The sequence below is a fragment of the Streptomyces albicerus genome (assembly GCF_008905045.1).
In the GTDB taxonomy this organism is placed as follows: domain Bacteria; phylum Actinomycetota; class Actinomycetes; order Streptomycetales; family Streptomycetaceae; genus Streptomyces; species Streptomyces albicerus.
The window spans coordinates 180,030-204,225 of record NZ_VWMY01000009.1 but is presented as its reverse complement, the minus strand read 5'-3'; the positions used below and the strand labels follow the sequence as shown (position 1 = coordinate 204,225).

Here is a 24,196-nt window from a genome sequence, read left to right as displayed (position 1 = left end):
CGCGTACGCATCTCACGCTCCCTTCTTCGTACGGCGCTGCGTCGGTTGCGTCACCCGGTCGAGCATCAGGCCGAGGCAGACGATCGCCGCGCCGGCCACCAGACCCGTCGCCAGGTCGCCCTGGGCGAGCCCGAACACGACGTCGTAGCCGAGTGCGCCACCGCCGACCAGGCCGCCGATGATGACGACGGCGAGGACCAGGACGACGCCCTGGTTGACGGCGAGGAGCAGCGCCGAGCGGGCCAACGGCAGCTGGACCTGGCGGAGTTGCTGCCAGCTCGTGGCGCCCAGCGAGCGCGAGGACTCCATGGCCGCCGGGTCGACCTGGCGCAGGCCCTGGGTGGTGATGCGGACGACGGCGGGGAGGGCGTAGACGACGGCTGCCGCCACGGCGGGGGCGCGGCCGACGCCGAAGAGGGCCACGACCGGGATGAGGTACACGAACTGCGGCATCGTCTGGAAGACGTCCAGGACGGGGCGCAGCAGCCGTTCGCAGCGTTCGCTGCGGGCGGCCGCGATGCCGGTCGCGAAGCCCAGGACCAGCGTGACCGCCACGGCCGCGAGCACCTGTGACAGCGTGTCGAGGGACGGCTGCCACACGCCGAGCACACCGATCGCGGCCATCGCGAGGACGGCGGTGAGCGCGGTGCGCCACGTGCCGATCAGCCAGGCGAGCGCGGCGACGATCAGCAGGACCGACCACCAGGGCAGCCACTGCAGGCCGTCCCGGAGCGGGTCCAGGACCCAGGTGGTGAAGTGGCCCGCCCAGTCGGCGGTGCCGCCCACGTAGGGGACGCCGGAGTAGAGGTGGTCGGTCATCCAGTCGACGGCCCTGTTGACGGGCTCGGCGATGTTCACGAGCCAGGTCTCGGGCCAGTCGAGGCGGTCGGTCAGGCGTCCGGCGACCGCGACGGCCAGGGCGGCGACAGCCGCGTAGGTCCAGCCGGTCCAGGGCGACTTGGACTCTCCTCCGAGCCTCTCCCCCGCCGCTGCCGTCACCCGGTCGAGGACGACCGCGAGCAGCACGATCGGGATGCCGGCGGCGAGCGCGGCGCCCACGTCGACCGAGGCGAGCGCCTGGTAGACGCGGTCGCCGAGGCCGCCCGCGCCGATGACGGACGCGATGACGGCCATGGACAGGGCCATCATGATCGTCTGGTTGAGGCCGAGGAGGAGTTCCTTGCGGGCGAGCGGAAGACGGGCCGTGAGGAGCCGCTGCCGGGCGGTTGTGCCCAGGGACTCGACGGCCTCCATCACGCCGGCGTCCGCGCCGCGCAGGCCGAGCGCGGTGAGCCGGGCCATGGGCGGCGCCGCGTACACGACGGTGGCGAGCACCGCGGCCGGTACGCCGATGCCGAAGACGAGGACGACCGGCAGGAGGTAGGCGAAGGCCGGGAGGACCTGCATGGTGTCGAGTACGGGGCGCAGCGCGCGGTACGTACGGTCGGAGAGCCCGGCCGCGAGGCCCAGCAGTGCGCCGAGGGCGACGGACGCGAGAACCGCGACCACCATCAGCGCGAGCGTCTGCATGGTGGGCACCCACATGCCGAGCAGCCCGCAGGTCAGGAACGCGACGGCCGTGCCGAGCGCCAGCCGCACTCCCGCGACCCGCCAGGCGACCAGCGCCGCGGCGGCCGTGACGCCGGCCCAGCCGACGGCGAGCAGGACGAGGTAGACGGCGCGTACGGAGAGGACGACCGCGTTGGAGACGTGCCCGAAGAAGTAGAGGAACAGCGGGTGGCTGTCGCGGTTGTCGATGATCCAGTCGCTCGCCCTGCCGAGGGGTTCGGACAGGTCGACGGTGAGGGCGTCCGGCCACGTGCCGCTGGACCAGCGGGAGTCGACGAGGGGGACGAGGACCGCCGCCGCGACGGCGAGCAGGAGGAGCTTGGCGAGCGCCCGGTTCCTGAGGAGTCCGGTGACGCCGGTATGGGGGACGGGTGCGGTGGCGGTGGCCATCAGGCCATCCCCTCGCGAGCGGGCTCGGCCGGGTCAGTGGCTGAGCCAGTGGACCTGCCAGTGGCTGATCCACTTGACCGCTCAGTGGCTGAACCACTGGACCACCCGGTGGCTGATCCACTCGACCGGCCGCCGGTTCCCGCCACCACCTCCAGCAGCGCATCCGAGTCCACGACGCCGAGGCAGCGTCCCTGGTCCATCACACGGGCCGTCCGGCCCGAGCGCGCGACCGCCTCGATGGCCTCCGAGACCGTCGCCTCCGGCGCGAGGGCCGGGCCCTCGCCCGCCTCCTCCGCGGACGCGGCCCGCATCGCCGTCCGTACCGTCAGGACCTGCTCGCGCGGCACGTCCCGTACGAACTCACGTACGTAGTCGTCGGCGGGCGAGCCCACGATCTCCTCGGGCGTGCCGAGCTGGACGACACGGCCGTCGCGCATGAGGGCGATGCGGTCGCCCAGACGCAGGGCCTCGTTCAGGTCGTGGGTGATGAAGACCATCGTGCGGCCCTCTTCGCGGTGCAGCCGGATGACCTCCTCCTGCATGTCGCGCCGGATCAGCGGGTCGAGCGCGCTGAACGGCTCGTCGAACAGCAGGACCTCGGGGTCCACGGCCAGCGCCCGTGCGAGTCCGACGCGCTGCTGCTGGCCGCCCGACAGCTGGCCGGGCCGCCGCTGCTCCATGCCCTCGAGGCCGACCTTCGCGACGACTTCCCGGGCCTTCTCCCGGCGCTCGCGCTTCGGGACTCCCTGGACTTCCAGGCCGTACGCGACGTTGTCGAGCACGGACCGGTGCGGCAGCAGGCCGAAGTGCTGGAAGACCATCGCGGCGCGGTGGCGGCGCAGTTCGCGCAGCCGCGTCTTGTCCATGGCGCGGACGTCCTCGCCGTCGATGACGATCGTGCCGGCCGTCGGCTCGATCAGCCGGGTCAGACAGCGTACGAGGGTGGACTTGCCCGAGCCGGACAGGCCCATCACGACGAAGACCTCGCCCTTGCGGACCTCGAAGCTCACGTCCCGGACGGCGGCCGTGCAGCCGGTACGGGAACGGAGTTCGGCGGGGGTGAGGGCGGCGAGCTCGGCGTCGCCGGGGACGCGGTCGGCCTTGGGGCCGAAGACCTTCCAGAGACCTTCGACGGCGAAGACGGGCCCGGCGTCCTTGTGCTCGACAGCGGTGGCCTCAGCAGCGGTCGACATACTCATCACGCATCGCCTCCCAGCAGGTCCACACATTTCTCGCCGACCATGAGCACCCCGATCATCGGGTTCACGGCGGGCATCGTCGGGAAGACCGACGCGTCGGCGATCCGGATGCCTTCGAGGCCGCGGATGCGCAACTCGGGGTCCACGACGGCCAGTCGGTCGTCCGGCGCGCCCATGCGGCAGGTGCCCGCCGGGTGGTACACCGTGTGCGCCACCGACCGCGCGTACACGCTGAGTTCCTCGTCCCCCGTGATGTCCGGTCCGGGCGCCACCTCGCGCTTGAGCCAGTGCGCGAGCGGCTCGGACCTGGCGATCTCGCGGGCGATCCTGATCCCGTCGACGAGGGTGCGGCCGTCGTAGTCGTTCTCGTCCGTGAAGTAGCGGAAGTCGAGGGCGGGCTTCTCGGCCGGGTCTGCGCTCGTCAGATACAGCCGGCCGCGGCTGCGCGGCTTGGGGATGTTCGGAGTCATGGAGACGCCGTGCGCGGGGCGTTCGTAGCCGAGGCGCTCCGGGTTGTCCGTGAACGGGACCTGGTAGAAGTGGAACATCAGGTCCGGGCCCGCGTGTTCGGGGTCGCGCCGCACGAACAGACCGGCGTCGGAGTCCATCGCGGAGTTCTCGGGGATGGGTCCGTCCGTCTCCCAGACGATGACCGACTCGGGGTGGTCGAGCAGGTTCTCGCCGACGCCCGGCAGGTCGTGGACGACGGGGATGCCCAGCGCTTCGAGGTCCGCCCGCCGCCCGATGCCGGAGTGCAGGAGCAGCCGGGGCGAGTCGACGGCTCCGGCGCACAGCAGGACTTCGTTGCGGGCCCGTACGAGGACTTCGTGGCCGTCCTTGGTGCGTACGTGCACGCCGCGGGCACGCGTCCCGTCGAGCTCCAGCTTGTACGCCCAGGTCTCCAGGAGGATACGGAGGTTGGGACGCTCATCCATGAACGGATGCAGGTAGGCGACCGACGCGCTCGACCGCTTGTTGTTCTCCGGGTGGTACGCGAGGTCGAAGAAACCGACGCCCTCGGTGAACGGCTGCTTGTTGAAGCCCTCCACGCGCGGCACGCCGAGCGCCGCCTGCGCGGCGTCCACGAAGTCGCGGGCGATGGCGTTCCGGTCCTTCTCGTCGACCGGCACGATGTTGTTGCGCAGCCGTGCGAAGTACGCCTCCATCGGGACCGCGCCCCAGCCCTTGGCGCCCGCCGCCTCCCACTCGTCCCAGTCGGACGGCAGCGGCTTGAACGCGATGAGCGTGTTGTGCGAGGAGCACCCGCCGAGGACGCGGGCGCGGCTGTGCCGGATGTGCGAGTTGCCGCGCGGCTGCTCCGTCGTCGGGTAGTCGTAGTCCAGCTCCCCGCCGAGCAGGCCCATCCAGCGGCGCAGGGTCAGGACGTCCTCGCGGTCGACGTCACTGGGGCCGCCCTCGATGACGGCGACGGTGACGTCGGGGTTCTCGGTGAGCCGGGAGGCGATGACGGATCCTGCGGTGCCGCCGCCTATCACGACGTAGTCGTACGTGTTCTCTTCCATGAGGTCCATGGGGTCCATGAGGGCGTGCTCCAAGCTGCCTTGTGCAGTGGGGGGTTACGTGCGGCGGGCGTGACTCAGCCCGCGAACCACCGGACCGGCTTCGGCGCGAGGTTCTGGTACACGTGCTTCGTCTCGCGGTACTCGGCGAGCCCGGCGGGGCCGAGCTCCCGTCCGACGCCGCTCTTGCCGAAGCCGCCCCACTCCGCCTGCGGGAGGTAGGGGTGGAAGTCGTTGATCCAGACGGTGCCGTGCCGCAGCCGTCCGGCCACGCGCCGGGCTCGTCCCGCGTCGGCGGTCCAGACGGCGCCCGCGAGCCCGTACTCCGTGTCGTTGGCGAGCGCGACGGCCTCGTCCTCCGTACGGAAGGTCTCGACGGTCAGCACAGGGCCGAAGACCTCTTCCCGCACGACCCGCATCTCGCGGTGGCAGTGGTCGAGGACGGTCGGCTCGTAGAAGTAGCCGGTGGCGGGCCGTTCCGCGGACGGCTCGGGGCGTGCGCCGCCGGCCCTCAGTACCGCGCCCTCCGCGAGGGCGGAGGCGACGTACGACTCGGTCTTCTCACGCTGCTCCGCCGACACGAGCGGTCCGCACTCGACGCCGTCCTCGGTGCCGCGTCCGAGCCGGATCCGCCGGGCCCGCCGCGCCAGTTCGGCCACGAAGCGTTCGCGTACGGACTCCTCGACGATGAGCCTGGAACCCGCCGAGCAGACCTGGCCGCTGTGGATGAACGCGGCGTTGAGGGCCTGGTCGACGGCGGTGTCGAAGCCCTCGTCCGTGGCGCAGGCGTCGGCGAAGACGACGTTGGGGTTCTTGCCGCCGAGCTCGAGGGCGACCTTCTTCACGGTGACGGCGGCGGCCCGCGCGACCTTCGTACCGCTCGCGAGGCCGCCGGTGAAGGACACGAGGTCGACGTCCGGGTGCTCGGCGAGGCGCGCGCCGACCGAATGCCCGGGCCCGGTGACGATGTTGGCGACACCGGCGGGCAGCCCGGCCTCGACGAGCAGCCCGACGAGGGCGACGGTGGTCAGCGGGGTGATCTCACTGGGCTTTATGACGAAGGTGTTCCCGGCGGCGAGGGCGGGCGCGACCTTCCAACTGGCCTGCAGCAGCGGGTAGTTCCAGGGCGTGATCATCGCGCAGACGCCGACGGGTTCGTGCACGACGACGCTGTGGATGTCGTCGGAGCCCGCGTCGACGACCCGTCCACCGCCCACTCCGACGACGAGGTCGGCGAAGTAGCGGAAGGCATCGGCGACGCAGTCGATGTCGACCCGCCCCTCCTCCAAGGTCTTGCCCGCGTCCCGGCTCTCCAGCAGCCCGAGCCGCTCACGATCCCGTACGAGGAGGTCGGCGACGCGGCGCAGCAGCGCGGCCCGCTCGGCGACGGGCGTCTGCGGCCACGCTCCGTGGTCGAAGGCGCTGCGGGCGGCCTCGACGGCGGCGTCCGTGTCCAGCACGCCGCCTTCGGCGACCTGGGCGAACGGCTTGGCGTCCGCCGGGTCGAGAATGTCGCGCGTGGCCCCTGAGGCGGCCGTACGCCACTCTCCGCCCACGTGAATCGTCTGCTGCGCCTGCTGTCCCGGCATGATCGGTGTTGCCTTCCGTTCCTGTTCCGTGCCCCTGCGTCACACGCGTGTCGCTCTTGGGGGCCGGGAGCACCTGCCCCCGGGCCCGGGATGCATGCACAACCCGTGACCGAAAGTGCGCGGCGTCACTGAAAAATCACCGGAAATGCGACCAGAAGGTGCGAACCGTACGCTGGGGTGATCCACATCCGCACCCTCGGAGGTGACGCGATGCCCGAGAACTCAAGGGCCGGCGACACGCGGGCGCACGGAAACGGCAGGCCGGCATCGGCTCGTGGGACACACGGACCGTACGGCCCGTACCTCCTCAGGACCGCGGCGACCTGCACGGCAGTGGCCGCGGCCCTCCTCTTCTCCCCCGTGGCGTCCCTGGCGGACGACGCCGACGACCTGACCGCCCAGGAACTCTCCGACAAGGCGAAGGAGTCCCTGCGAAAGGCGAAGTCGGTCCATCTGAAGCTGACGGACGACAGCGCGGACGCGAGGACCAGCACCACCGAACCGACCTCGATGGACCTGGCCCTCGACCAGGACGGCAACTGCGCCGGCTCCATGGAGATGGGCTCCGACGGCGGCAGCGTGGAGATCGTCAAGCGGGGCGAGGAGGTCTGGATGAAGCCCGACGCGGTGTTCTGGAAGACCCAGGTCCCAGGCGGCCAGGGCGAGGAGATCGCCAAGCTCTTCAAGGACCGCTACATCCACGGCTCGACGTCCGACGCGATGCTCAAGGGCATGGCCGACACCTGCGACCTCGGCTCCTTCCAGGAGGAGGTCACCGGCGACGAGGAGGCCGAGCGCACTCTGAAGAAGGGCGACGAGACGAAGGTCGACGGCACGAAGACGGTTCCGCTCACCTACAAGGAGGACGGCACGACGACGACCCTGTACGTCACGACGAACTCTCCGCACCGGCTGGTCAAGGCGACCGAGACCGGCGGCGACGAGGACATGACCCTGACCTTCACCGACTACGACAAGCCGGTGCCGTCCAAGACACCGTCGGCCGACGATTCGGTGGACGTGAGCAGGCTGCAGGGCGAGCTGCAGGGGGCCTGAAACGCTCCGGCCGTGGACGCGCCACTTTCCTTTGACTAAAGTCAAAGAAATATGGAGCCAGTTTCAGCGGAGCACGTGACCACCTTTCGCCGCTTCAATCGGTACTTCACCCGCCGGATCGGCGTGCTCGACGACCACTACCTCGGGCAGAACCGGCCGCTCGGCGAGGCGCGGCTGCTGTTCGAGATCGGGACCGGGGCGTCGCTGAAGGACCTCAGGACCCGACTCGGCCTGGACGCCGGGTACTTGAGCCGGATGGTGCGCGCGCTGGAGGCGCAGGGGCTCGTACGGGTCAGCGTCCATCCGGCGGACAGCCGGCTGCGGCTCGCGGAGCTCACGGCGGCCGGGCGGGACGAGCTGGCGGAGCAGCACCGGCGGGCGGACGGTCTCGCCGAGGGGCTGCTCAGCGGGTTGAGCGAGGAGCAGCGGGGGCGGCTGGCCGAAGCGGTCACCGTCGCCGAGCGGCTGCTGCGGCTGGCCGGGATCACGGTCAGGGCCGTCGATGCCGGGTCGGCCGACGCGCGCGCCTGTCTGGCCGGCTTCGCCGCGGAGCTCGACGAGCGGTTTCCCGAGGGATACGACACGGCGGATCTCGTACCGCCCGCGCGGATCGCCGTCTTTCTCGTCGCGTACGAGGAGGAGCGTGCCGTCGGCTGCGGGGTGCTGTGCGCGCCCGATGCCGACACGGCGGAGATCCGGCATCTCTGGGTGCACCCCGAGGCCCGTGGACTCGGCCTCGGGCGGCGGGTGCTGACCGAACTGGAGCGCGCGGCCGTCGAGCGCGGGCATCGCGTCGTACGCCTCGACACGCACGAGGTCCTCAAGGAGGCGGCCACGCTGTACCGCACCAGCGGGTACGCCGAGATCCCCGCGTACGACGAGGACGCCCACGCCAGTTACTGGTTCGAGAAGCCCCTGCCCCCGTCTCCGCCCGTGCCTCCGCCCGTGCCCCGCTGAGGCGTTGGGCCTAGGGCCTGGCGGCCGCCACTGGCGCGCTACCCCGCCGAGCGCGCCGCCTCCGCCTCCTTCGCCATCTGCACGGCCTGGACGAGCGTGAGCCCGGGCGCCGACTGCCGCAGTGCCTTGATCGCGTGTACGGAGTCGTACGAGCCCTCGATCCCGGCCGCAGCCAGCCGCTCCCGCACCCAGCGGGCCCTCAGATCCGCATCGGAGGCTGCCGCGGCCTGCTCGATGAGGGTCGCCGCGCGTTCCAGGCCGGGCCGTTCCTCCGGCGAGGCCTCGTCGAGGGCCCGGCGCACGGTCGCGGCGATGACGTCGGCGTCGCGCAGGACGAGGACGTGGAGGTCTGCTTGGCTGAGGCGTCCGAACATGGGCCCATGGTCGGCTCAAACAGGCTTGCGGATCAACGGAGTTGAGCAGTATCTGAGCAGGGAGACGCGGCCCCCGTGACAGGAACGTGCGGTTCCTGTGCCGAACTCTCCTGTCTGGTACCCAAGTTGGGCACACATGCCTGTGTCATGAGCCTTCCTGGGTCACAATGTCGCCGTGTCCACCTCAGCAGACCTGGAATTCGACGACGGTACGCCCGTGAGGTTCCTGCTCAGCGCCGCCGAGGGCGCCCCGGCGACGGCCGAGCCGGACGGCGATCTTCCCGAAGGCATGGGGAGGGCCGTGCCCGTAGGCACGGGCGGCGGGGCCGTCGCGAGTTTCGCGGTCGGCACCCTGCGCCGGGCACTCAGGCCGCTCGGCCCGCTGCTGCAGGAGGTCCACGACGCCGTCGTGGCCGCACCACAGCCGCCCTCCGAGATCAGCGTGACGTTCGGGGTCCAGGTCGGACAGGACCTCAAGTTCGGCATCGTCGGCGGCAATGGGCAGGCCCACCTCACCGTGACCGCCAGCTGGACGCCCACGGACGCCGGTCCGGGCACGGGCAGTGGTAGTGGTGCGACACCGGGCACGGAGTGACGCGTGGGCTGGTTCAGAGCCCTGGGGCCGGAGCCCGGTGGGCAAGAAGACGCGGGCCCGTTCGTCGTGTCCATCCGCCGCACGCGGGACGGCAAGACGGCGGGTGGAGGGCTCGTACTGGCCGCCGACGCCATTCTGACCTGCGCTCATGTCGTCAACGACGCCCTGGGCAGGGCCATGTTCGAGACCCGGACGCCCGGGCCCGACGAGATCCTCGTCGCACTCAGAGGCCCGCGGGGAACCGAACGCTTCCCCGCGCGTGTGGCGCACTGGATCGCGCCGCGTGCCAAGACCGGCGGCCCGGTGGGCGACGGCGAGGGCGAGTGGCACGGCGATCTCGCCGTGCTGCGGATCGACGCGCCGCCCGGCAGTACGTTCCCGCCGCCGCGCCGGATCGCGATGGCGGCCGAGCAGCGGGTGACCGTCTGGCACGGCAGCGGTCAGGGCGCCACCTTCGCCGACCTGACGGTCAAATCCCTTGAGGGACCGGTCGGTTACCTCGACGGCGCGGCCACCGGAATGGCCGTCGGCCGCGGGTACAGCGGCGGACCGCTGTGGTCCCGGCAGCACAAGGCCGTCGTCGGGCTGATGACCGCGCACTTCATGCCGCCCCGCGACCCCGACACCGGAAAACCCCTCCCCTACAGTCCCCAGCACCTGGTCCGCCGCAGCTGGGGCATCCCCTGGCAGCGCGTCGAGGCCGAGTTGCGGCCCCTTGGCGTCCTCGACGCCGAGGAGCACGCGACCGTCGACCCCGACGATCCGGCCTTCGTGCTGCTCACGGAGGCGATCGAGGACGCGCTGCCCTCAGCGGTCGGACGCGGCGACTGCGCCCGCAAACTCGCCCGCGCCTGCGGCGTCGGACACGGCGGCGAGGTACTGCCGCCCACGGTCGAGGAGTTCGCGGCCTTCCTCCTCACCCATCCGCGCGCCCTGGCCGCCCTCGTCGAGATGCTGCGCCGCGGCAACCCGGACGAGGCCGACCGCATGCTGGCCGCGGGCCGCCTCTCCCGCGCGCCCCGGCTGCTCTCCCCTCGGGAGTACACACGGCTTCACCAGCAGCTGCGCGACATCGACCGGTCCGTACTCGGACGGTTCGCCGAGGCGGTGCGCGCCGCCCTCCCGCTGGCCGCGGCCTTCCCCGGGGGCGAGACGATCGACGCGCTGATCGACCACCTGGAGACGCTCCCCGGGGACGGCCGCTCGGACGACGGCGAACCCAGGGTCCCGGCGCTCCTGCGTGTCATGGAGTACGTGGCCGTGCTGTGCCCGCCACCGCAGAGCGCAGGCGTGAAGCTGTGGTCCGACAGCGTGGCCGTACGGCTCGGCATTCCCCGCTCGGCGCTCGCCGAGCGGCGCTCGGACGCCCAGGAGTGGGCGCGTGTGATGCGTACGCGCTCCGCGCGCGTGCGGGTCCTCGTGCAGGTCACCCGGGCCGAGCCGGGCCGCCACCGGCTGCGGATCTGGTGCGACGAGGGCGCCGGGCCACGGCAGGTGTCGACGGACACCTCGGCCTCGTACGCGGCGTCCGAGGCTGCGCGCGAGCTCCTGCGCGTCCTGGAGACCCTCGACCCGGCCGCGCTGAACGAGCAACGGCCGCTCGTGGAGGTCCTCGTGGACCGCACCAGTCTGAACCTGCCCATCGACGAGTGGGAGGGCAGCGCCCCGGACGAGATCGTCCCCGGCGTGCTCGGGGTGGAGTTCCCGCTCGTCATGCACTGCCCGGAACTCCTGCGCAGGCACGAGCGCTTCCTGCCCGACTGGCGCCGCCGGTGGAGCCGCCTCGACTCCGGGGCAACGCTGGTCTTCTCCGACGCGTCTTTGAGCACGAACGAGATCTATGCCGAACTCATGAGGAAGCTCGACGCGGTGCGCGTCTCCGTCGACGTGCCCGCGGGCCTCCGGGACGCCGTCGTGCAGGTGTGTCTGGCGGTGGGTGTGCCGGTGGTGGTGTGGGACCGCGGACGGGACACGGACTCGCACGTCGTGAAGCAGATGGCCGAGGTCGCCACCCGTGAACTGCCCGACGGGGTGCGCTCCTACCGGGCCAACACCATGCTGCACCCGCTGGAGTACCCCGGCCGCCCCGTCCTGGCCTGGGCCGACGCCGACCGTACCGTGCCCCGACTGCACCTGACCGAACCACAGGAGAGCGCATGACCCCCGCTCCCGAGGCCGACTGGCGCCTCTTCCGCGGTGACGGCACACCACGGGCCGTCACCCTCCCGTCGGCTCCGCCGTGGCGCCGCTTCACGCCCGCGCAGGCCATGCGCCCCGAACTCCCGTACCTGATCGAGCCGCAGCACGCCGACGTCGTCAACGCCGCGCTGCATCTGCGCCGCCCGCTGCTCGTCACCGGACCGGCCGGCACCGGCAAGTCCTCGCTCGCCAAGGCCGTCGCGCACGAGCTGAACCTGGGCGAGCTGCTGCGCTGGCCCGTCAACAGCCGCTCCGCCGTGCGCGAGGCCCTCTACCAGTACGACGCGATCGGCTGGCTGCGCGAGACAACCCTCAGCCGGGACCGCGGCGAACGCGAACCGTCCATCGGCACGTTCATCCGGCTCGGCCCGCTCGGCACGGCCCTGGTGCCGTCCGCCGTGCCGCGCGCCCTGCTCATCGACGAGATGGACAAGGGCGACGTCGACCTGCCCAACGACCTGCTCACCGTCTTCGAGGAAGGCGTCTTCGAGATCCCCGAACTCAGCCGGCTGCCCGAGGAGTTCGCCGACGTCGAGGTCCAGACCGCCGACCACCGCGGCACCGTCCGGGTGCACCACGGGCGGATCCAGTGCGCGGAGTTCCCGGTCGTCGTCATCACCAGCAACGGCGAACGCGACTTCCCGCCCGCCTTTCTGCGCCGCTGCGTCCGCCTCGACCTGCCCATCCCCGACGAGGCGCGGCTGCGCGCCATCGTCGCCGCCCACCTCGGCGAGGAAGCGCTGCGCGAGGCGGACGACCTGCTCGAAGCGTTCCTGCGCCGCCGTGCCCCGGGCGAACTCGCCACCGACCAGCTGCTCAACGCGGTCTTTCTGCGCACCGGCGGGGTCGACCTCGACGCGGAAGGACTCCTCGACGCCGTGCTGCACCAGCTCACCGGTGCGATGTGAGCATGGCGCGCGGCGGTGAACGGCTCGCCGAGGCGTTACGGGTCCTGGGGGCGTGCGGCCAGGACCTGGACGCCGACCAGGTGCTCGACGTGCTCTGGCTCGCCCGCAGGCTGCCCGCCTCGGCGGCCGCACCGCTGCACCGGGGCCTGCGCACCGCCCCGCCGCCGGCGGCCCGGCCGCCCGAGCCCGAACCGGACGAGCAGTCCCGGCAGCCGCCCGCACCGGAACCGGACGACCAGGACCTGCCCGACCTCACCGCTCCGTCCCTCTACGCGGCAGCCCGCCAGGCACCCGCCCCCGAGGTACGGCTGCGGCCGCCCGCCCAGGAGCCCCGCCCCGCGCTGCCCGTCCGTGTCCCCGAGGGCAAGGCGCTCGGCGACGAACTCGAACTCGGCCGGGCGCTACGGCCGTTGCGCCGCCGCCGGGCCAGCCGTCACCACCTGGAGATCGACGAGGAGCGCACGGCCGCGCAGCTCGCCGAGAGCAGGCTGCCGGACGTGGTGCAGCGCCCCGTCCAGGAACGCTGGCTGAATCTGGTGCTGCTCGTCGACGACGGCCTGTCGATGCTGCTGTGGCACCGGCTGGGCGCCGAACTGCGCACGCTCCTCGAGCGCCTGGGCGCCTTCGCGACCACTCGGGTCCTCGGCCTCGACACCCGCACCGCGCACGAACCGCGGCTGCACGCCCGCCCGTTCCAGCAGGGCAGCACACCCGTGCCGACCAGCACGGTCAACGACCCCTCGGGCCGCACCCTCGTCCTGGTCGTCAGCGACGGCATGGGCGCCGCCTGGCGGCACGGCACGATGCACGGCCTGCTGTCCGCGTGGGCCGCCCGTGGTCCCGTGGCGCTGCTGCACACCCTGCCGCCGCAGATGTGGGAAGCGTCCGGTATCCACGCCGAGCGCTGGCAGGCCACGACGCGGCGCATCGGCGGCGCCAACACCTCCTGGGAGATCACCGACCGGGTGCTGCCGCCGGACCTCGCCGAGTTCGACGGCATCCCGGTACCGGTCCTGGAACCCACCGCCGCCGCGCTGCGGGACTGGTCCCACCTGCTGGCCTCCCCGGGCACCACCGTGGAGCTGCCGCTGCTCGCCCTGCCCAGTCAGCACGCGGCCGTCGCCTCCTCGCGCGACCTGTACAGCGCCCAGCACTTCCGGGACGCGGCCACCCCGGAGGCGTACCGGCTCGCGGCGCATCTGGCGGCCGTGTCGCCGCTGTCCGTGCCGGTGATGCGTCTCGTGCAGTCCGCGGTGCCGTGGCCGGCGCGCACCTCGCATCTCGCGGAGGTGTTCCTCGGCGGCCTCATCAGGCCGTACCCGGCGCCCGTGCCGGGGCCGCTGCCCGCCAAGCACCTGGTCTTCGACTTCCCCGACGAGACCAAGTCGGTGCTCCTCGACGCGGTCCCGCAGTCCGAACTCCTCAGGACGGGCCGCAGTATCGGGCGCCGCCTGGAACAACTCGCGGGCAACTCACCCGACTTCCCCGCCTGGCTCGCCCACCCGGACGGCTCCGCCCAACTGCTGGGCTCACACCGCCCGTTCACCAACGTCGAACGGCGGCTGCTCACGCGTTTCGGGGTCTCCGTCGAAGGGACGCGCGGCCAGCAGCCGTTCGAGCGGGCCCGGACAGCGGTCGAGGCGGACGACTGGGCACCGCTCACCGACGACGACCCCAGACGCCTGGGCCCGTACGACCTGCGCGGCCGGCGGCGAGGACGGCGGACGGTGGTGTACCGGGGCGTCAACCGGCGAGGTGTGGAGGCGGTGCTGCGAGTGCCGCGCCCCGATCTCCCCGTCGTCAACGCCCGGTTGATCACCGCGGAGGCCGAGGCGCTCACCCGGCTGAGCGGGCGGTACGCGCCCGCTCTGCTCCGTTCCCGGCTCAACGACGACCCGCCCTGGCTCGCGATGGCTCCGGTGGCCGACGACGACGCACCCGACGCCCAGCCGCCACGCCTCGCGGACATCATCGGCAGGGCCTATCAGGAAGGCGTCGCGCCCTTCGACAAGCTGGCCGGCCTCCTCGTCGCCTGGCATCTGGCGAGCGCGCTCAACCTCTGTCACCTCACGGGTCTCGTGCTCGCGGACTTCACGGCTGACAGCGTGTTCGTGCTGCGGCGCACGGTGGTCCTGGCCGATCTGTCGGACTCCGTGATCGACGGCCGCTACCTCGGCACGGGGCCCGTCCCGACGGTCGAGGACAACGTGCGCTCCCTGGGCGAGCTCCTCCAGCTCATCAGTACCAAGCCCGGTTCGGTGATGCCGGGGCTGCCGGAGGGCATGCACCAGTGGCAGGGCGACACCTGGGAGCAGCTGCGGCAGCTCGTCCTGCGCTGCCTCGACCCGGATCCGGCTCGGCGCCCGTCGGCGGGCGAGGTCGCGGAGATCCTCGCCCGGTACATCGCCCTGGCCCGCGCCTCGCGGGACGGCACCGAGCCCTTGGCCCCGGCCGAGAGCGCGGTCTCCGCCACTCGGGCGCCGCTCGCCCTGCCGCCGGCCTCGGAACGACCCCGCCCGGGTGACCGCGCGCTGCGGCTGTCCCGGTTCGGCCCCGCCCGCCGGGAGGACGAGGCCCGCCTGGCACGACTGCGCGTACCGCTGCGCCAGAGCCGGCGCGTGACCCTCATCGGCGCCTATCACTACAGCGGACGCGCCACGACGACGATGGTCCTCGGCTCGCTGCTCGCCACCGTCCGCGGGGAACCCGTCCTCGCCCTCGACGGGGCGGCCGCCGACGGTGCGCTGGACGCCTTCCTGACGGACCGCAACCCGGCCACCGTGCGCGACCTCGCGGCCCTAGCCCTCGGCCTCCCGTACGGCGACATCCGCGCCCGCACGACCCGCCTCCCGTCGGGCCTGGAAGTGGCCGCGCACCGCCGGGGCCACCGCAGCCCCAACCCCGCCCACGGCCAGGAGTACGCGCGGGTGCTGACCCAGACCGCGCCGCACTACTCCGTCGTACTCACCGACTGGTCGCCGCTGGGTCTCGGCAGTGCGGCCGAGGTCGTCCTGAACCTCACGGACCGGCTGGTCCTGTGCTGCGGCTCCGCCGAGTGGTTCCTCGACGCCGCGGTGCACACGCTCGACGGCGTACGCGACGCGGGGCACCGGCAACTCGCCGACGACGCGATCGTGGTGGTCGGCGAGATCGAGGGGTCCGTGAGCCGGCCCCTGCCCCCGGACTTCGCACGGCGCCTCGGCATCGACGCCGCCCGGCTGGTCCGCGTGCCCTTCGATCTGTCGCTGCGCAGCCCGGGGTTCCGGGAGCTCGGCCGGCTGCGGGCGGCGACCACGCGGGCGTTCCTGGACCTGGCGGGACTCGTCGTCGGGGACGGAACGCACTGATCCCCAGGCGGCTGCCGCCCGGGGATCAGTGGGAGAACTCAGTGGGAGAACAACGCTCAGCGCACTGCTCAGATGAGGCCGAGCCCGCGGACCGCCTCGCGCTCCTCCTCCAGCTCCTTCACGGACGCGTCGATGCGGGCGCGCGAGAACTCGTTGATGTCGAGGCCCTGGACGATCTCGTACGAGCCGTCCTTCGTGGTGACGGGGAAGGAGGAGATGAGACCCTCCGGGACGCCGTACGAGCCATCCGACGGGATGCCCATCGACGTCCAGTTGCCGTCCGCCGTGCCGTTGACCCAGGTGTACACGTGGTCGATGGCGGCGTTCGCGGCCGAGGCGGCCGAGGAGGCGCCGCGGGCCTCGATGATGGCGGCGCCGCGCTTGGCGACGGTCGGGATGAAGTCCTCGGCGAGCCACTTCTCGTCGTTCACGGTCTCGGCGGCGTTCTTGCCGGCGACCGTGGCGTGGAAGATGTCGGGGTACTGGGTGGCGGAGTGGTTGCCCCAGATGGTGAGGCGCTTGATGTCCGCGACCGTCGAACCCGTCTTCTTCGCGAGCTGCGTGAGCGCGCGGTTGTGGTCCAGGCGGGTCATCGCGGTGAAGCGCTCGGCCGGTACGTCCGGGGCGGCGGCCTGGGCGATGAGGGCGTTGGTGTTGGCCGGGTTGCCGACGACAAGAATCTTGACGTCGTCCGCGGCGTTGTCGTTGATGGCCTTGCCCTGCGGCTTGAAGATGCCGCCGTTGGCCTCCAGGAGGTCGCCGCGCTCCATGCCCTTGGTGCGGGGGCGGGCGCCGACGAGCAGGCCGACGTTCGTGCCGTCGAAGGCGACGTTCGGGTCGTCGGTGATGTCGATGCCCTGAAGGAGCGGGAAGGCGCAGTCGTCGAGCTCCATGGCGGTGCCCTCGGCGGCCTTCAGCGCCGGCGTGATCTCCAGGAGGCGCAGCTTGACCGGCACGTCCGCGCCGAGCAGCTGGCCGGAGGCGATGCGGAAGAGCAGGGCGTAACCGATCTGGCCGGCCGCGCCGGTGACGGTGACGTTCACGGGAGTGCGGGTCATGGCGTTCTCCGTATGACAGCTGACGGTGGGGCGTCCCTGCCCCGGGTGCGGGATTTCCGTTGCCGCGACGATGATCGATCACCGGTACGGATGATCGATCTCTCGGCGTCAAGAGAGATCCAGCGGTCAGGCTATCGCGCATCCGGGATCTCGCACGGCCGGGTCCGATGTGGCCCACCCCACAGGGTCGTTCCGGCGCCACGCATGCGCCTTGCGGAGCCGGCCCGGGACCACGAACCCGCCCCACCGGGCCACGGAGAGGCGGCCGTCGGTCCGGGAGAGAAGAACGACGGCCGCCGGGTGGGGGTGCCGGTCGACCGGAAGGGGGTGTGACTCCTCCCGGACAGCGCCGGACTCCCGTGGGGGTAACGTTCGCCTGCCCCGGCTGAGGGCGAGCATTCCTCTCATGCGGCGAATAGTTGCGGCGCCCGGTTCGCACGGGGCGGGGGCGCTTGTGCCGGTGAACAACTGCGGGTCGTACGAGGCTGGTCGCTCCCCTACTCTCGGCTTCGCTCGAGCGGGGGGACCCTCATCGCGGCGGAACCGCACGATGTCACAGCCCCGCGACCAAAAACCGGGGCGCCCGGCTCCGAAGAGCCGGGCGCCCGATCGCGGTCGCCCAGTTCATCGCTGAGCCTCCGCCGTCACTACTTCGTGCAGCCCTCCTCGCCCGACTGCAGCGTCGCGCAGGCCTTTGCCGCGGTGGCGTTCTTCACGGCGACCATCGGGGTGTAGGCGTCGGTGTCCGTGTCGACCTCGGCGGTCTGGGCGGCCGCCGTGCCCGACGTTATCCGGACCTCGTCGCCGGGCCCGGCCGCCGTGATGCGGGCCCAGGCGGCCCCGCACGTCTCGCTGTAGCGGACCTCGACCTGGGCGGTGCCGACGGCGGCCTTTTCCACGGTCTGCGCCAGCGTGCCGCCGCAGCCCATGTTCTCCGGGTCCTTGCCCGCGCAGTCCGAGCCGACGCAGTCGACACCGGCCGGCAGCTCTTTGCTGACGGTCGGGGTCGGAGTCGGCTTGCTCCCGGCGTTGCCCTTGTCGTCACCGCCGGAGTCCGTGAGGAACACGGCCGCGGCTATCACCACGAGCGCGCCCACGACCCCCGCGAGGAACATCGTGAGCCGCCGCTTCCCCCGCTGTGCGCCGGACGAACCCCCGGAACGCGGCCGCGCGTCCTGAGGCGGCCCCCCGGCAGACCCGCCCGGAGCGGCAGGACCGGAAAGGCTGGGCGGTCCGTAGGAACCCGACGGGCCGGGGCCCCCGGCACCGGACACGCCGACACCCGCCGGCCCCGAAGCCCCGGAGGATCCGGCGTACCCGGATGCCCCGGACGGCCCTGAAGGCGTGGCAACGACTCCCCACCCGCCGCCACGCGAACCCGCACCACCGCTGCTGCTGCCGTTACCGGCCCCGTGCGGCGGCCTGCGCTCCTCCCCCGGCGCGGGAGTCCGCGGCGGCACCGTGGGTGCCACGCCTGCAGGACCCGCGATGCCCGGCTTGGGCGCCGCCGTCGCGCTCCCCCCGGCGCGCGCCTGCCTCCCGTTCCGTCCCCCCTTGGCCGGAGCCTGCCCGAACTCCCCGAGCGCGGCGCGCGCCTGGGAGATCCGTATCGCCTCCATGGTCATGTCGTGGCGCATCTCCGAGCGGCTCCAGGCTCGCTCGGCCAGCTCCCACATCGTCGTCAGATGGACGGGATTGGTCCCGGTCACCTCGGCCAACGCCACGATCGCGCCCTTGGGCGCGAGCAGCCGGCCGTTGAGATACCGCTCCCAGGACGTCTTGCTGTACCCGGTGCGGTCGGCCACGGCGGCGACACTCAAGCCGCTGCGGTCGACCAGCCGACGCAGCTGGCTGGCGAACTCCCTGACCTGCGGATCGAGTTCATCCGGCAAGTCCCTCCAACGAGGCATTGCTACCCCCCTCTTTCCCCCCGTACGTGCTGGCTTTTCCCGCGCGTGAAGCCCTCTGCCGAGTCCCCGTTCTCGCTACCCACAGGGATGCGCCCAATCAGGATCTCAGTTCCCGGGATGGGGGCGCACGGGAGCATTCGCACCTGTGGGCATGCACCGTTGCATGCCCGCTGGTCGGCGGTCCAGTGTCCCACCGACTTGCTCCTCGGCCGACAGGATCTCCTGGTCACGCGTGGGACGTCCCGGACCGTCCCGATTGCCCACGTTATCCCTGGTGTTGTAGGTGATCAGCGTAAATCCTCGAACTTGTCAACACATCGACACGCGAAGAACACATGCGCGACCCCGTGCGCCACTCGCCTTCAGGGGGATCACAGGCACACCAGGGGAGGCTGGACGGCGCCGAGTAACGGGACGACGACGGCGTGCGACAACCTTCACGAAGCACGACATCGCCGAATCCTTCGCCCGGAAAGCGACAAGGTTACGTACAGCGACTAACGGCACGACGTCACTTTCAGGCCGCTGGGCTGAAAGTTCTACGCCAAGATCGGTAGGCAGATGCGTGATCACGTCAGCGTGACAGCCCCGATCACCGCGGTCAGCAGCAGGCCGAGAACGAGCAGCAGCGCGTAGAGCAGCAGGCGGTGCGAGGAAGCCCAGGAGGTCCCGGCCGGGTCGGGCTCCGGTTCCGGTGTCTCGGCGAGCAGGTCCCACCAGGGCACCGTCGGGTCGTCCTCGTACTCGCCGTCGTACTCACCCTCCGCCCCGCTCACACCCGCGCCCGCACCCCCGACGGCGGGCGCGCCCGCCGGAGCCGGAGCAGGCGTACGCGGCCACACCCGCACCGCCAGCTCCCAGCGCACACCGAAACGCTCCGCCTCCGCGCCCGCGCCCGCGACCCGGCACAGGGCGACGACCGCCTGCCGGGGCGGGGGCTGGGTCGCGTTCAGATAGCGGTGCCAGGAGGACTTGCTGTACGCGGTGCGCTCGCCCAGGGCGACCAGGCTGAGCCCCGTACGGTCCTTGAGCAGCCGCAGCTGCTCCACGAAATGCCGTACCTCCGGCGGAAGATCCGCAGGCAGCGGCTGCCAGGCGCCCATCGCTACTCCTCGCCCTCTCCCTCGTTCTCGGCGTACTCGTCGCCCTCGTCGTCGCGTTCCCCCGCTATGAGCGGGTGACGGCGCCCACGGCGGATTGGTTCCCACCGGGGTACCGGAACCGTCACCTCCGTGCCACAGGGAACTGACAGGTATTGAAGCTCCGTTGGCACGTCCATGACTCTTGATCCCAGGCGGCGCCCGTCCTCGCTCGGGGGAGTGGACGGGCGCCGCTCTCATGGATGAGGCCGGTCAGGCCCCGAAACAGACCCGCTCGCCGTCGGCGGGGACCAGACAGACACGCGCTCCGCTCGGCCCGTCGTCCGCCGCGGTCATCGGCGTCGCGAGGTACCCCTCCGTGTCGTCCTTGTCGGCCGCCCGTACGTTCCTGGGCGGCGCCCCGGGCCGGCTCACCTCGACCCGGTCCCCGACCCGCAGCCGCGACGCCCGCGCCCACACCGCGCGACACACCTCGCCGTACCGCAGCTCCACGCGCTGCCCGCCCGCGAGCGTCCGCTCGGCGGCCGAGGTCACCATGGACTGCCCGCCGCAGCCCATGTCCGCGGGATCGCGTCCGTCGCAGGTCGCTCCGGTGCAGCCGGGCGAGTACGTCGCCGGGGGAGCGTACGTCGCAGGGGGCATCGCCGCCTGTTCCGCCCGCTCGCCCGGCACGAGGAGGACGGCGACGCACAGAGCGGCGACGAGACAGCCACCGGCGGCGACCAGGAGCACACGGCCGTGTCCCGGGGCCGTACGCTCCCGCTCCTCGGCCGTACGCTCCCGCTCCTCGGCCGTACGCTCCCGCTCCTCGGCCGTACGCTCCCGCTCCTCGGCCGTTCGCGCCCCCTCGTCTCTCCCCTTCCCTCGCCCGCTCCACTCCGCGTCCGCCAGCTCCCACAGCGCGAGCAGCCGTTCGGGCCGCTCCCCCGCGACCCGGCACAGCGCCACGACGGCGTCGTACGGGACCGGCTGCCCGCCCTTGAGATAGCGGGCCCAGGAGGACTTGCTGTAGCCCGTGCGGTCGGCGAGCCGGGCGAGGCTGAGCCCCGCCGAGTCCCGTAACTCCCGCAGTCCCGCCCTCAGTTGCCGTGCTTCGGGAGTCACTTGCGCAGCTCCCGCCAGGTGTCGGGCCCGACGATGCCGTCCAGGGCGAGACCGCGGGCCCGCTGGAACGCCCGGGCCGCGTCCTTGGTGCGCTCGCCGTAGAGGCCGTCGGTGCTGCCGGGCTCGAAGCCGTGCCGCCGCAGCAGACACTGCGCCTCGACGACGTCCCAGCCGGTGCTGTTGAGGTCGAGCAACACCTCATTGGAGAGGCTGTACCCGGCGTACAGTCCGCCGTCCTTGCGGCCGTCGTGGCACTCGTACGTCTGGCCGCGCCGGTAGTCGCCGCCGGTGAGCACGGTCCGTTCCCGGCCGGAGTCGTCGCCGCGGTGCCAGGACAGCCCGGTGAGCAGCCCGGCCGCGAAGGCGACGAGCAGTGCGGCGACCGCGCCGACGACGAGGCGATGGCGCGGGCGGTGCGCGGGAAGCGGTCCCGGCGGCTCTGGCATGCCGGGCGGCTCTTCGGGCTCCTTCGGTGCCCCGGCCGCCTCGCGCGTCGCGCCGTCCGCGACCTCGTGCAGGACGAGCAGCCGTGTCGGGTCCGTGCCACCGCAGACCCGGACGAGTTCTTCCACGGCTCCGCGGGGGACGGGCTTCTTGCCGTTGAGCCAGCGTTCCCAGGACGAGGAGCTGTAGGTGGTCTTCGCGGCGAGGGCCGCCAGCGTGAGTCCGCTGCGGTCCTTCAACCGCCGTAACTGGACGACGAGTTGTCGTTCCCGTTGGTCGAGTGTGTCGGGCAGTTCTTTCCAGCGCGCCATGTCGCCACCCCCCGTGATCCCTTGGCGCGTACGTCGATGAAGTGCCGTCGGTGCTTCGAGTGCCGTCGTTGCTGCGGTCGGCACGATCGGCGCGGTCGGTGCCGTCGGTGCCGTCGTTGGGGAGGACGACCGGAGTGGGGTGGTGCGGTTCCGGTCTGTGACGCCCGTCCCACGCCGTTGTCATGGGACGAGGCATCCCCGCAGGTCAGGGGGCGGGGCGTGTCACACGTGCCCAACTCCCCCGGCTTCTCTGGCCGTTGTCATGGCCCGTCCCGCACGGTCGGTGGCGTACCGCGACACACACCAAGGGGAGGACCCCATGACCCGTACCACCGCCACCCGTACCCGTACCCGTCCTCGCGGCCTCCGCGTCCGGGCCGCACTGTCCGCCGGGGCCGTCGCCGCCGCCACGATGGGCGTCGCCGGGATCACGGCCGGTACCGCCGAGGCGCGGCCGGGCGCACCGACGCTCAACCACGGTTCGTCCGGGAGCGGGGTGTGGTGCGTGCAGCGCATCATCAACCGCAACTACGGCAACGTGCTGAAGGAGGACTCCAAGTACAGCAGCTACACCAAGGCCTGGGTGAAGTACTTCCAGGAGAAGAAGAAGGTCAAGCCGTACGACGGGATCGTCGGCAAGAAGACCGGCAACGCCCTGCTGAAGTCGGTCGGCGGCGACAAGTACTGCTACAAGCACCTGCCGACGACGTACTGACCCGGCAGACCCGGCAGACCTGGCCGGCCTGGCCGACCGGAAGGGCCCGCCCTCCTCGGGGGAGGGGGCGGGCCGCCGTCAGGCACGGGTCATGTCCCGCTATGTCCTGATCGTGAAATGAAGCGTGTCGTCCAGGAACGGGATCTCCAGCCACGGCTTGGGCTGCGCCATCATCGCGAGCAGGACGATGGTCACGCCCAGGACGCCGTACGTGACGAGGTCCGTGAAGCGGGAGCGGACGGCGAGCATGCCCACGTCGGGCAGCATCCAGCGCATGGCGGCGCCCGCGAGCAGCGCGACGCCGATCAGCAGGGTGCCGACCCGGAAGACGTCGAGCGCGGTCAGCAGCAGACCGAGTCCGACGGTGCCGATGACCGCGAGGACCGGCCACTGCCGGGCCGGCGCGGGCGCGTCCTTGGGTGCCGCCCGGCCGCCGCCCTCGGGCCGCGCGGTGTCCCGCGTGAACAGCGGAAACCGCCGCGTGACCTTCCGGGGCTGTCCGTCGAGCCCGGGAGCGCTGACCGCGTCCTCGGCCGTGGGCTCACCGTCCTGCGCGGGGGTGGCGGCGAGCTCGCCGTCCTGTGGCGGGGCGACCTCGGCCTCTGCACCGTCGGACGCGGCGGTACCGGGCTCATCGCCTGCCGCCGACACGGGGGTGCCGGGTTCAGCGGCTCGCGCGGTCGTGCCGCGCGGGACCGCGGCTCGCGGCTCGGTGGCCTGCGGCTCCCGCTCCTGTACGGGTGTCCCGTTCGACTCGGCGCCCTGCGGCCGCGTACCGCGCCGCGCGGCGCCGCCCCGCGCCCGCGGCGCCTCCTCGGGCACCACGCCCTGCTCAGGCACCACGCCCTGCTCCGAGACGCCGCCCTGGGCCGAGGCCTCGTCTCGCTCGGGCGCGGTGTCACGCCCCGGGGCGTCCCGGTCAGCCGGCACTGCGTTCCGCCGCCTCGACCACGTTGACCAGGAGCTGGGCGCGGGTCATCGGGCCCACTCCGCCGGGGTTCGGGGAGATCCACGCGGCGACCTCGGCGACGCCGGGGTGGACATCGCCCACGATCTTGCCCTCGGCGCTGCGGGAGACGCCGACGTCGAGGACGGCGGCTCCCGGCTTCACGTCCTCGGGGCGGACCAGGTGGGCGGAGCCGGCGGCGGCCACGATGATGTCGGCGCGGCGCAGGTGGGAGGCCAGGTCACGCGTGCCGGTGTGGCACTGGGTCACGGTGGCGTTCTCGCTGCGCCGGGTCAGCAGCAGCGGCATGGGGCGGCCGATGGTGACACCGCGGCCGACGACGACGACCTCGGCGCCCTTGATCTCCACGCCGTGCTCCCGGAGCAGGGTCAGCACACCGTTCGGGGTGCAGGGCAGCGGGGCCGGCTCGTTCAGCACGAGGCGCCCGAGGTTCATCGGGTGCAGCCCGTCCGCGTCCTTGTCCGGGTCCATCAGTTCGAGGATGCGGTTCTCGTCGATGCCCTTGGGGAGCGGCAGCTGGACGATGTAACCCGTGCAGGCCGGGTCCTCGTTGAGCTCACGGACGACCGCCTCGATCTCCTCCTGCGTGGCGGTGGCGGGCAGCTCGCGCTGGATGGAGGCGATGCCGACCTGCGCGCAGTCGCGGTGCTTGCCCGCGACGTACTTCTGGCTCCCGGGGTCGTCGCCGACCAGGACGGTTCCGAGGCCGGGCGTGATGCCCTTCTCCTTCAGGGCCGCCACGCGGACGGTCAGATCGGATTTGATCGCGGCTGCGGTGGCCTTGCCATCGAGAATCTGGGCGGTCATGTGCCCATCCTCGCGGATGACCGGGTCCTGGTTCCAATCCGGCCCCCCATACCTCCAGCTCCCTGAAGGCTTCTACC

Annotated in this window: 19 protein-coding genes; 7 read left to right on the top strand and 12 right to left on the bottom strand. The window is 72.2% G+C overall.

The window, feature by feature from the left end:
* Positions 1 to 12: 12 nt before the first annotated feature.
* The 4 genes from GAS53_RS10130 to GAS53_RS10115 form a co-directional block, all read right to left on the bottom strand.
* A complete protein-coding gene (locus GAS53_RS10130) occupies positions 13 to 1,959 on the bottom strand; it encodes an ABC transporter permease (RefSeq protein WP_151477128.1) in 1,947 nt (648 codons plus the stop codon).
* Positions 1,959 to 3,152, bottom strand: coding sequence for a quaternary amine ABC transporter ATP-binding protein (locus GAS53_RS10125; RefSeq protein WP_225858847.1), 1,194 nt, complete (start codon positions 3,150 to 3,152; stop codon positions 1,959 to 1,961). Before GAS53_RS10125 ends, GAS53_RS10130 begins: the two co-directional genes overlap by 1 nt.
* 5 nt (positions 3,153 to 3,157) lie before the next feature.
* Complete coding sequence (locus GAS53_RS10120) at positions 3,158 to 4,681, bottom strand: GMC family oxidoreductase (RefSeq protein WP_151477157.1); 1,524 nt, start codon at positions 4,679 to 4,681, stop codon at positions 3,158 to 3,160.
* 74 nt (positions 4,682 to 4,755) lie between these two features.
* Complete coding sequence (locus tag GAS53_RS10115) at positions 4,756 to 6,267, bottom strand: aldehyde dehydrogenase family protein (RefSeq protein WP_151477126.1); 1,512 nt, start codon at positions 6,265 to 6,267, stop codon at positions 4,756 to 4,758.
* 210 nt (positions 6,268 to 6,477) lie between these two features.
* Between GAS53_RS10115 and GAS53_RS10110 the strand changes: the two genes are divergently transcribed.
* Entirely contained in the window at positions 6,478 to 7,323 is an 846-nt protein-coding gene (locus GAS53_RS10110; RefSeq protein ID WP_225858845.1) for a LolA-like protein, read from the top strand.
* A gap of 75 nt (positions 7,324 to 7,398) precedes the next feature.
* On the top strand, positions 7,399 to 8,280 hold the full coding sequence (locus GAS53_RS10105; protein WP_404829199.1) for a bifunctional helix-turn-helix transcriptional regulator/GNAT family N-acetyltransferase: 882 nt from the start codon (positions 7,399 to 7,401) through the stop codon (positions 8,278 to 8,280).
* A 38-nt stretch (positions 8,281 to 8,318) separates the two neighbouring features.
* On the opposite strand, the gene GAS53_RS10100 is transcribed toward GAS53_RS10105, so the two are convergent.
* Positions 8,319 to 8,654, bottom strand: a complete 336-nt coding sequence (locus GAS53_RS10100; protein WP_151477124.1) for a hypothetical protein — start codon at positions 8,652 to 8,654, stop codon at positions 8,319 to 8,321.
* 175 nt (positions 8,655 to 8,829) lie between these two features.
* Here GAS53_RS10100 and GAS53_RS10095 point away from each other — a divergent pair, with 175 nt between their 5' ends.
* The 4 genes from GAS53_RS10095 to GAS53_RS10080 are packed head-to-tail and all read left to right on the top strand — an operon-like array spanning position 8,830 to position 15,703.
* Entirely contained in the window at positions 8,830 to 9,249 is a 420-nt protein-coding gene (locus tag GAS53_RS10095; protein WP_151477123.1) for a CU044_2847 family protein, read from the top strand.
* Between the two features lie 3 nt (positions 9,250 to 9,252).
* Positions 9,253 to 11,409 carry a VMAP-C domain-containing protein gene (locus GAS53_RS10090; RefSeq protein ID WP_151477122.1) on the top strand — a complete coding sequence of 719 codons (2,157 nt, stop codon included), beginning with the start codon at positions 9,253 to 9,255 and terminating at the stop codon, positions 11,407 to 11,409.
* The gene (locus tag GAS53_RS10085) at positions 11,406 to 12,356 is read left to right on the top strand and encodes an AAA family ATPase (RefSeq protein WP_151477121.1); all 951 of its coding nucleotides are present in this window, start codon (positions 11,406 to 11,408) and stop codon (positions 12,354 to 12,356) included. Before GAS53_RS10090 ends, GAS53_RS10085 begins: the two co-directional genes overlap by 4 nt.
* A gap of 2 nt (positions 12,357 to 12,358) precedes the next feature.
* A complete protein-coding gene (locus tag GAS53_RS10080; protein WP_151477120.1) occupies positions 12,359 to 15,703 on the top strand; it encodes an SAV_2336 N-terminal domain-related protein in 3,345 nt (1,114 codons plus the stop codon).
* Between the two features lie 68 nt (positions 15,704 to 15,771).
* Here the strand turns inward: GAS53_RS10080 and GAS53_RS10075 are convergent, their stop codons facing one another.
* The 5 genes from GAS53_RS10075 to GAS53_RS10055 all read right to left on the bottom strand — a co-directional run bounded on the left by GAS53_RS10075 (position 15,772) and on the right by GAS53_RS10055 (position 21,630).
* A complete protein-coding gene (locus tag GAS53_RS10075) occupies positions 15,772 to 16,761 on the bottom strand; it encodes a malate dehydrogenase (protein ID WP_151477119.1) in 990 nt (329 codons plus the stop codon).
* 647 nt (positions 16,762 to 17,408) lie between these two features.
* Positions 17,409 to 18,671, bottom strand: coding sequence for a helix-turn-helix domain-containing protein (locus tag GAS53_RS10070; protein ID WP_151477118.1), 1,263 nt, complete (start codon positions 18,669 to 18,671; stop codon positions 17,409 to 17,411).
* A gap of 569 nt (positions 18,672 to 19,240) precedes the next feature.
* Positions 19,241 to 19,774 carry a helix-turn-helix domain-containing protein gene (locus GAS53_RS10065; RefSeq protein WP_151477117.1) on the bottom strand — a complete coding sequence of 178 codons (534 nt, stop codon included), beginning with the start codon at positions 19,772 to 19,774 and terminating at the stop codon, positions 19,241 to 19,243.
* 249 nt (positions 19,775 to 20,023) lie between these two features.
* The gene (locus tag GAS53_RS56175) at positions 20,024 to 20,875 is read right to left on the bottom strand and encodes a helix-turn-helix domain-containing protein (protein WP_225858844.1); all 852 of its coding nucleotides are present in this window, start codon (positions 20,873 to 20,875) and stop codon (positions 20,024 to 20,026) included.
* The gene (locus GAS53_RS10055) at positions 20,872 to 21,630 is read right to left on the bottom strand and encodes a peptidoglycan-binding protein (protein ID WP_151477115.1); all 759 of its coding nucleotides are present in this window, start codon (positions 21,628 to 21,630) and stop codon (positions 20,872 to 20,874) included. Before GAS53_RS10055 ends, GAS53_RS56175 begins: the two co-directional genes overlap by 4 nt.
* 319 nt (positions 21,631 to 21,949) lie before the next feature.
* Here GAS53_RS10055 and GAS53_RS10050 point away from each other — a divergent pair, with 319 nt between their 5' ends.
* The gene (locus GAS53_RS10050; protein WP_151477114.1) at positions 21,950 to 22,345 is read left to right on the top strand and encodes a peptidoglycan-binding domain-containing protein; all 396 of its coding nucleotides are present in this window, start codon (positions 21,950 to 21,952) and stop codon (positions 22,343 to 22,345) included.
* Positions 22,346 to 22,444: 99 nt separating this feature from the next.
* Here the strand turns inward: GAS53_RS10050 and GAS53_RS10045 are convergent, their stop codons facing one another.
* Positions 22,445 to 22,996 carry a DUF3017 domain-containing protein gene (locus GAS53_RS10045; RefSeq protein WP_151477155.1) on the bottom strand — a complete coding sequence of 184 codons (552 nt, stop codon included), beginning with the start codon at positions 22,994 to 22,996 and terminating at the stop codon, positions 22,445 to 22,447.
* A 268-nt stretch (positions 22,997 to 23,264) separates the two neighbouring features.
* Positions 23,265 to 24,119 (bottom strand): bifunctional methylenetetrahydrofolate dehydrogenase/methenyltetrahydrofolate cyclohydrolase, encoded by an 855-nt coding sequence (locus tag GAS53_RS10040; RefSeq protein WP_151477113.1) that lies wholly within the window; start codon positions 24,117 to 24,119, stop codon positions 23,265 to 23,267.
* Positions 24,120 to 24,196: the final 77 nt, after the last annotated feature.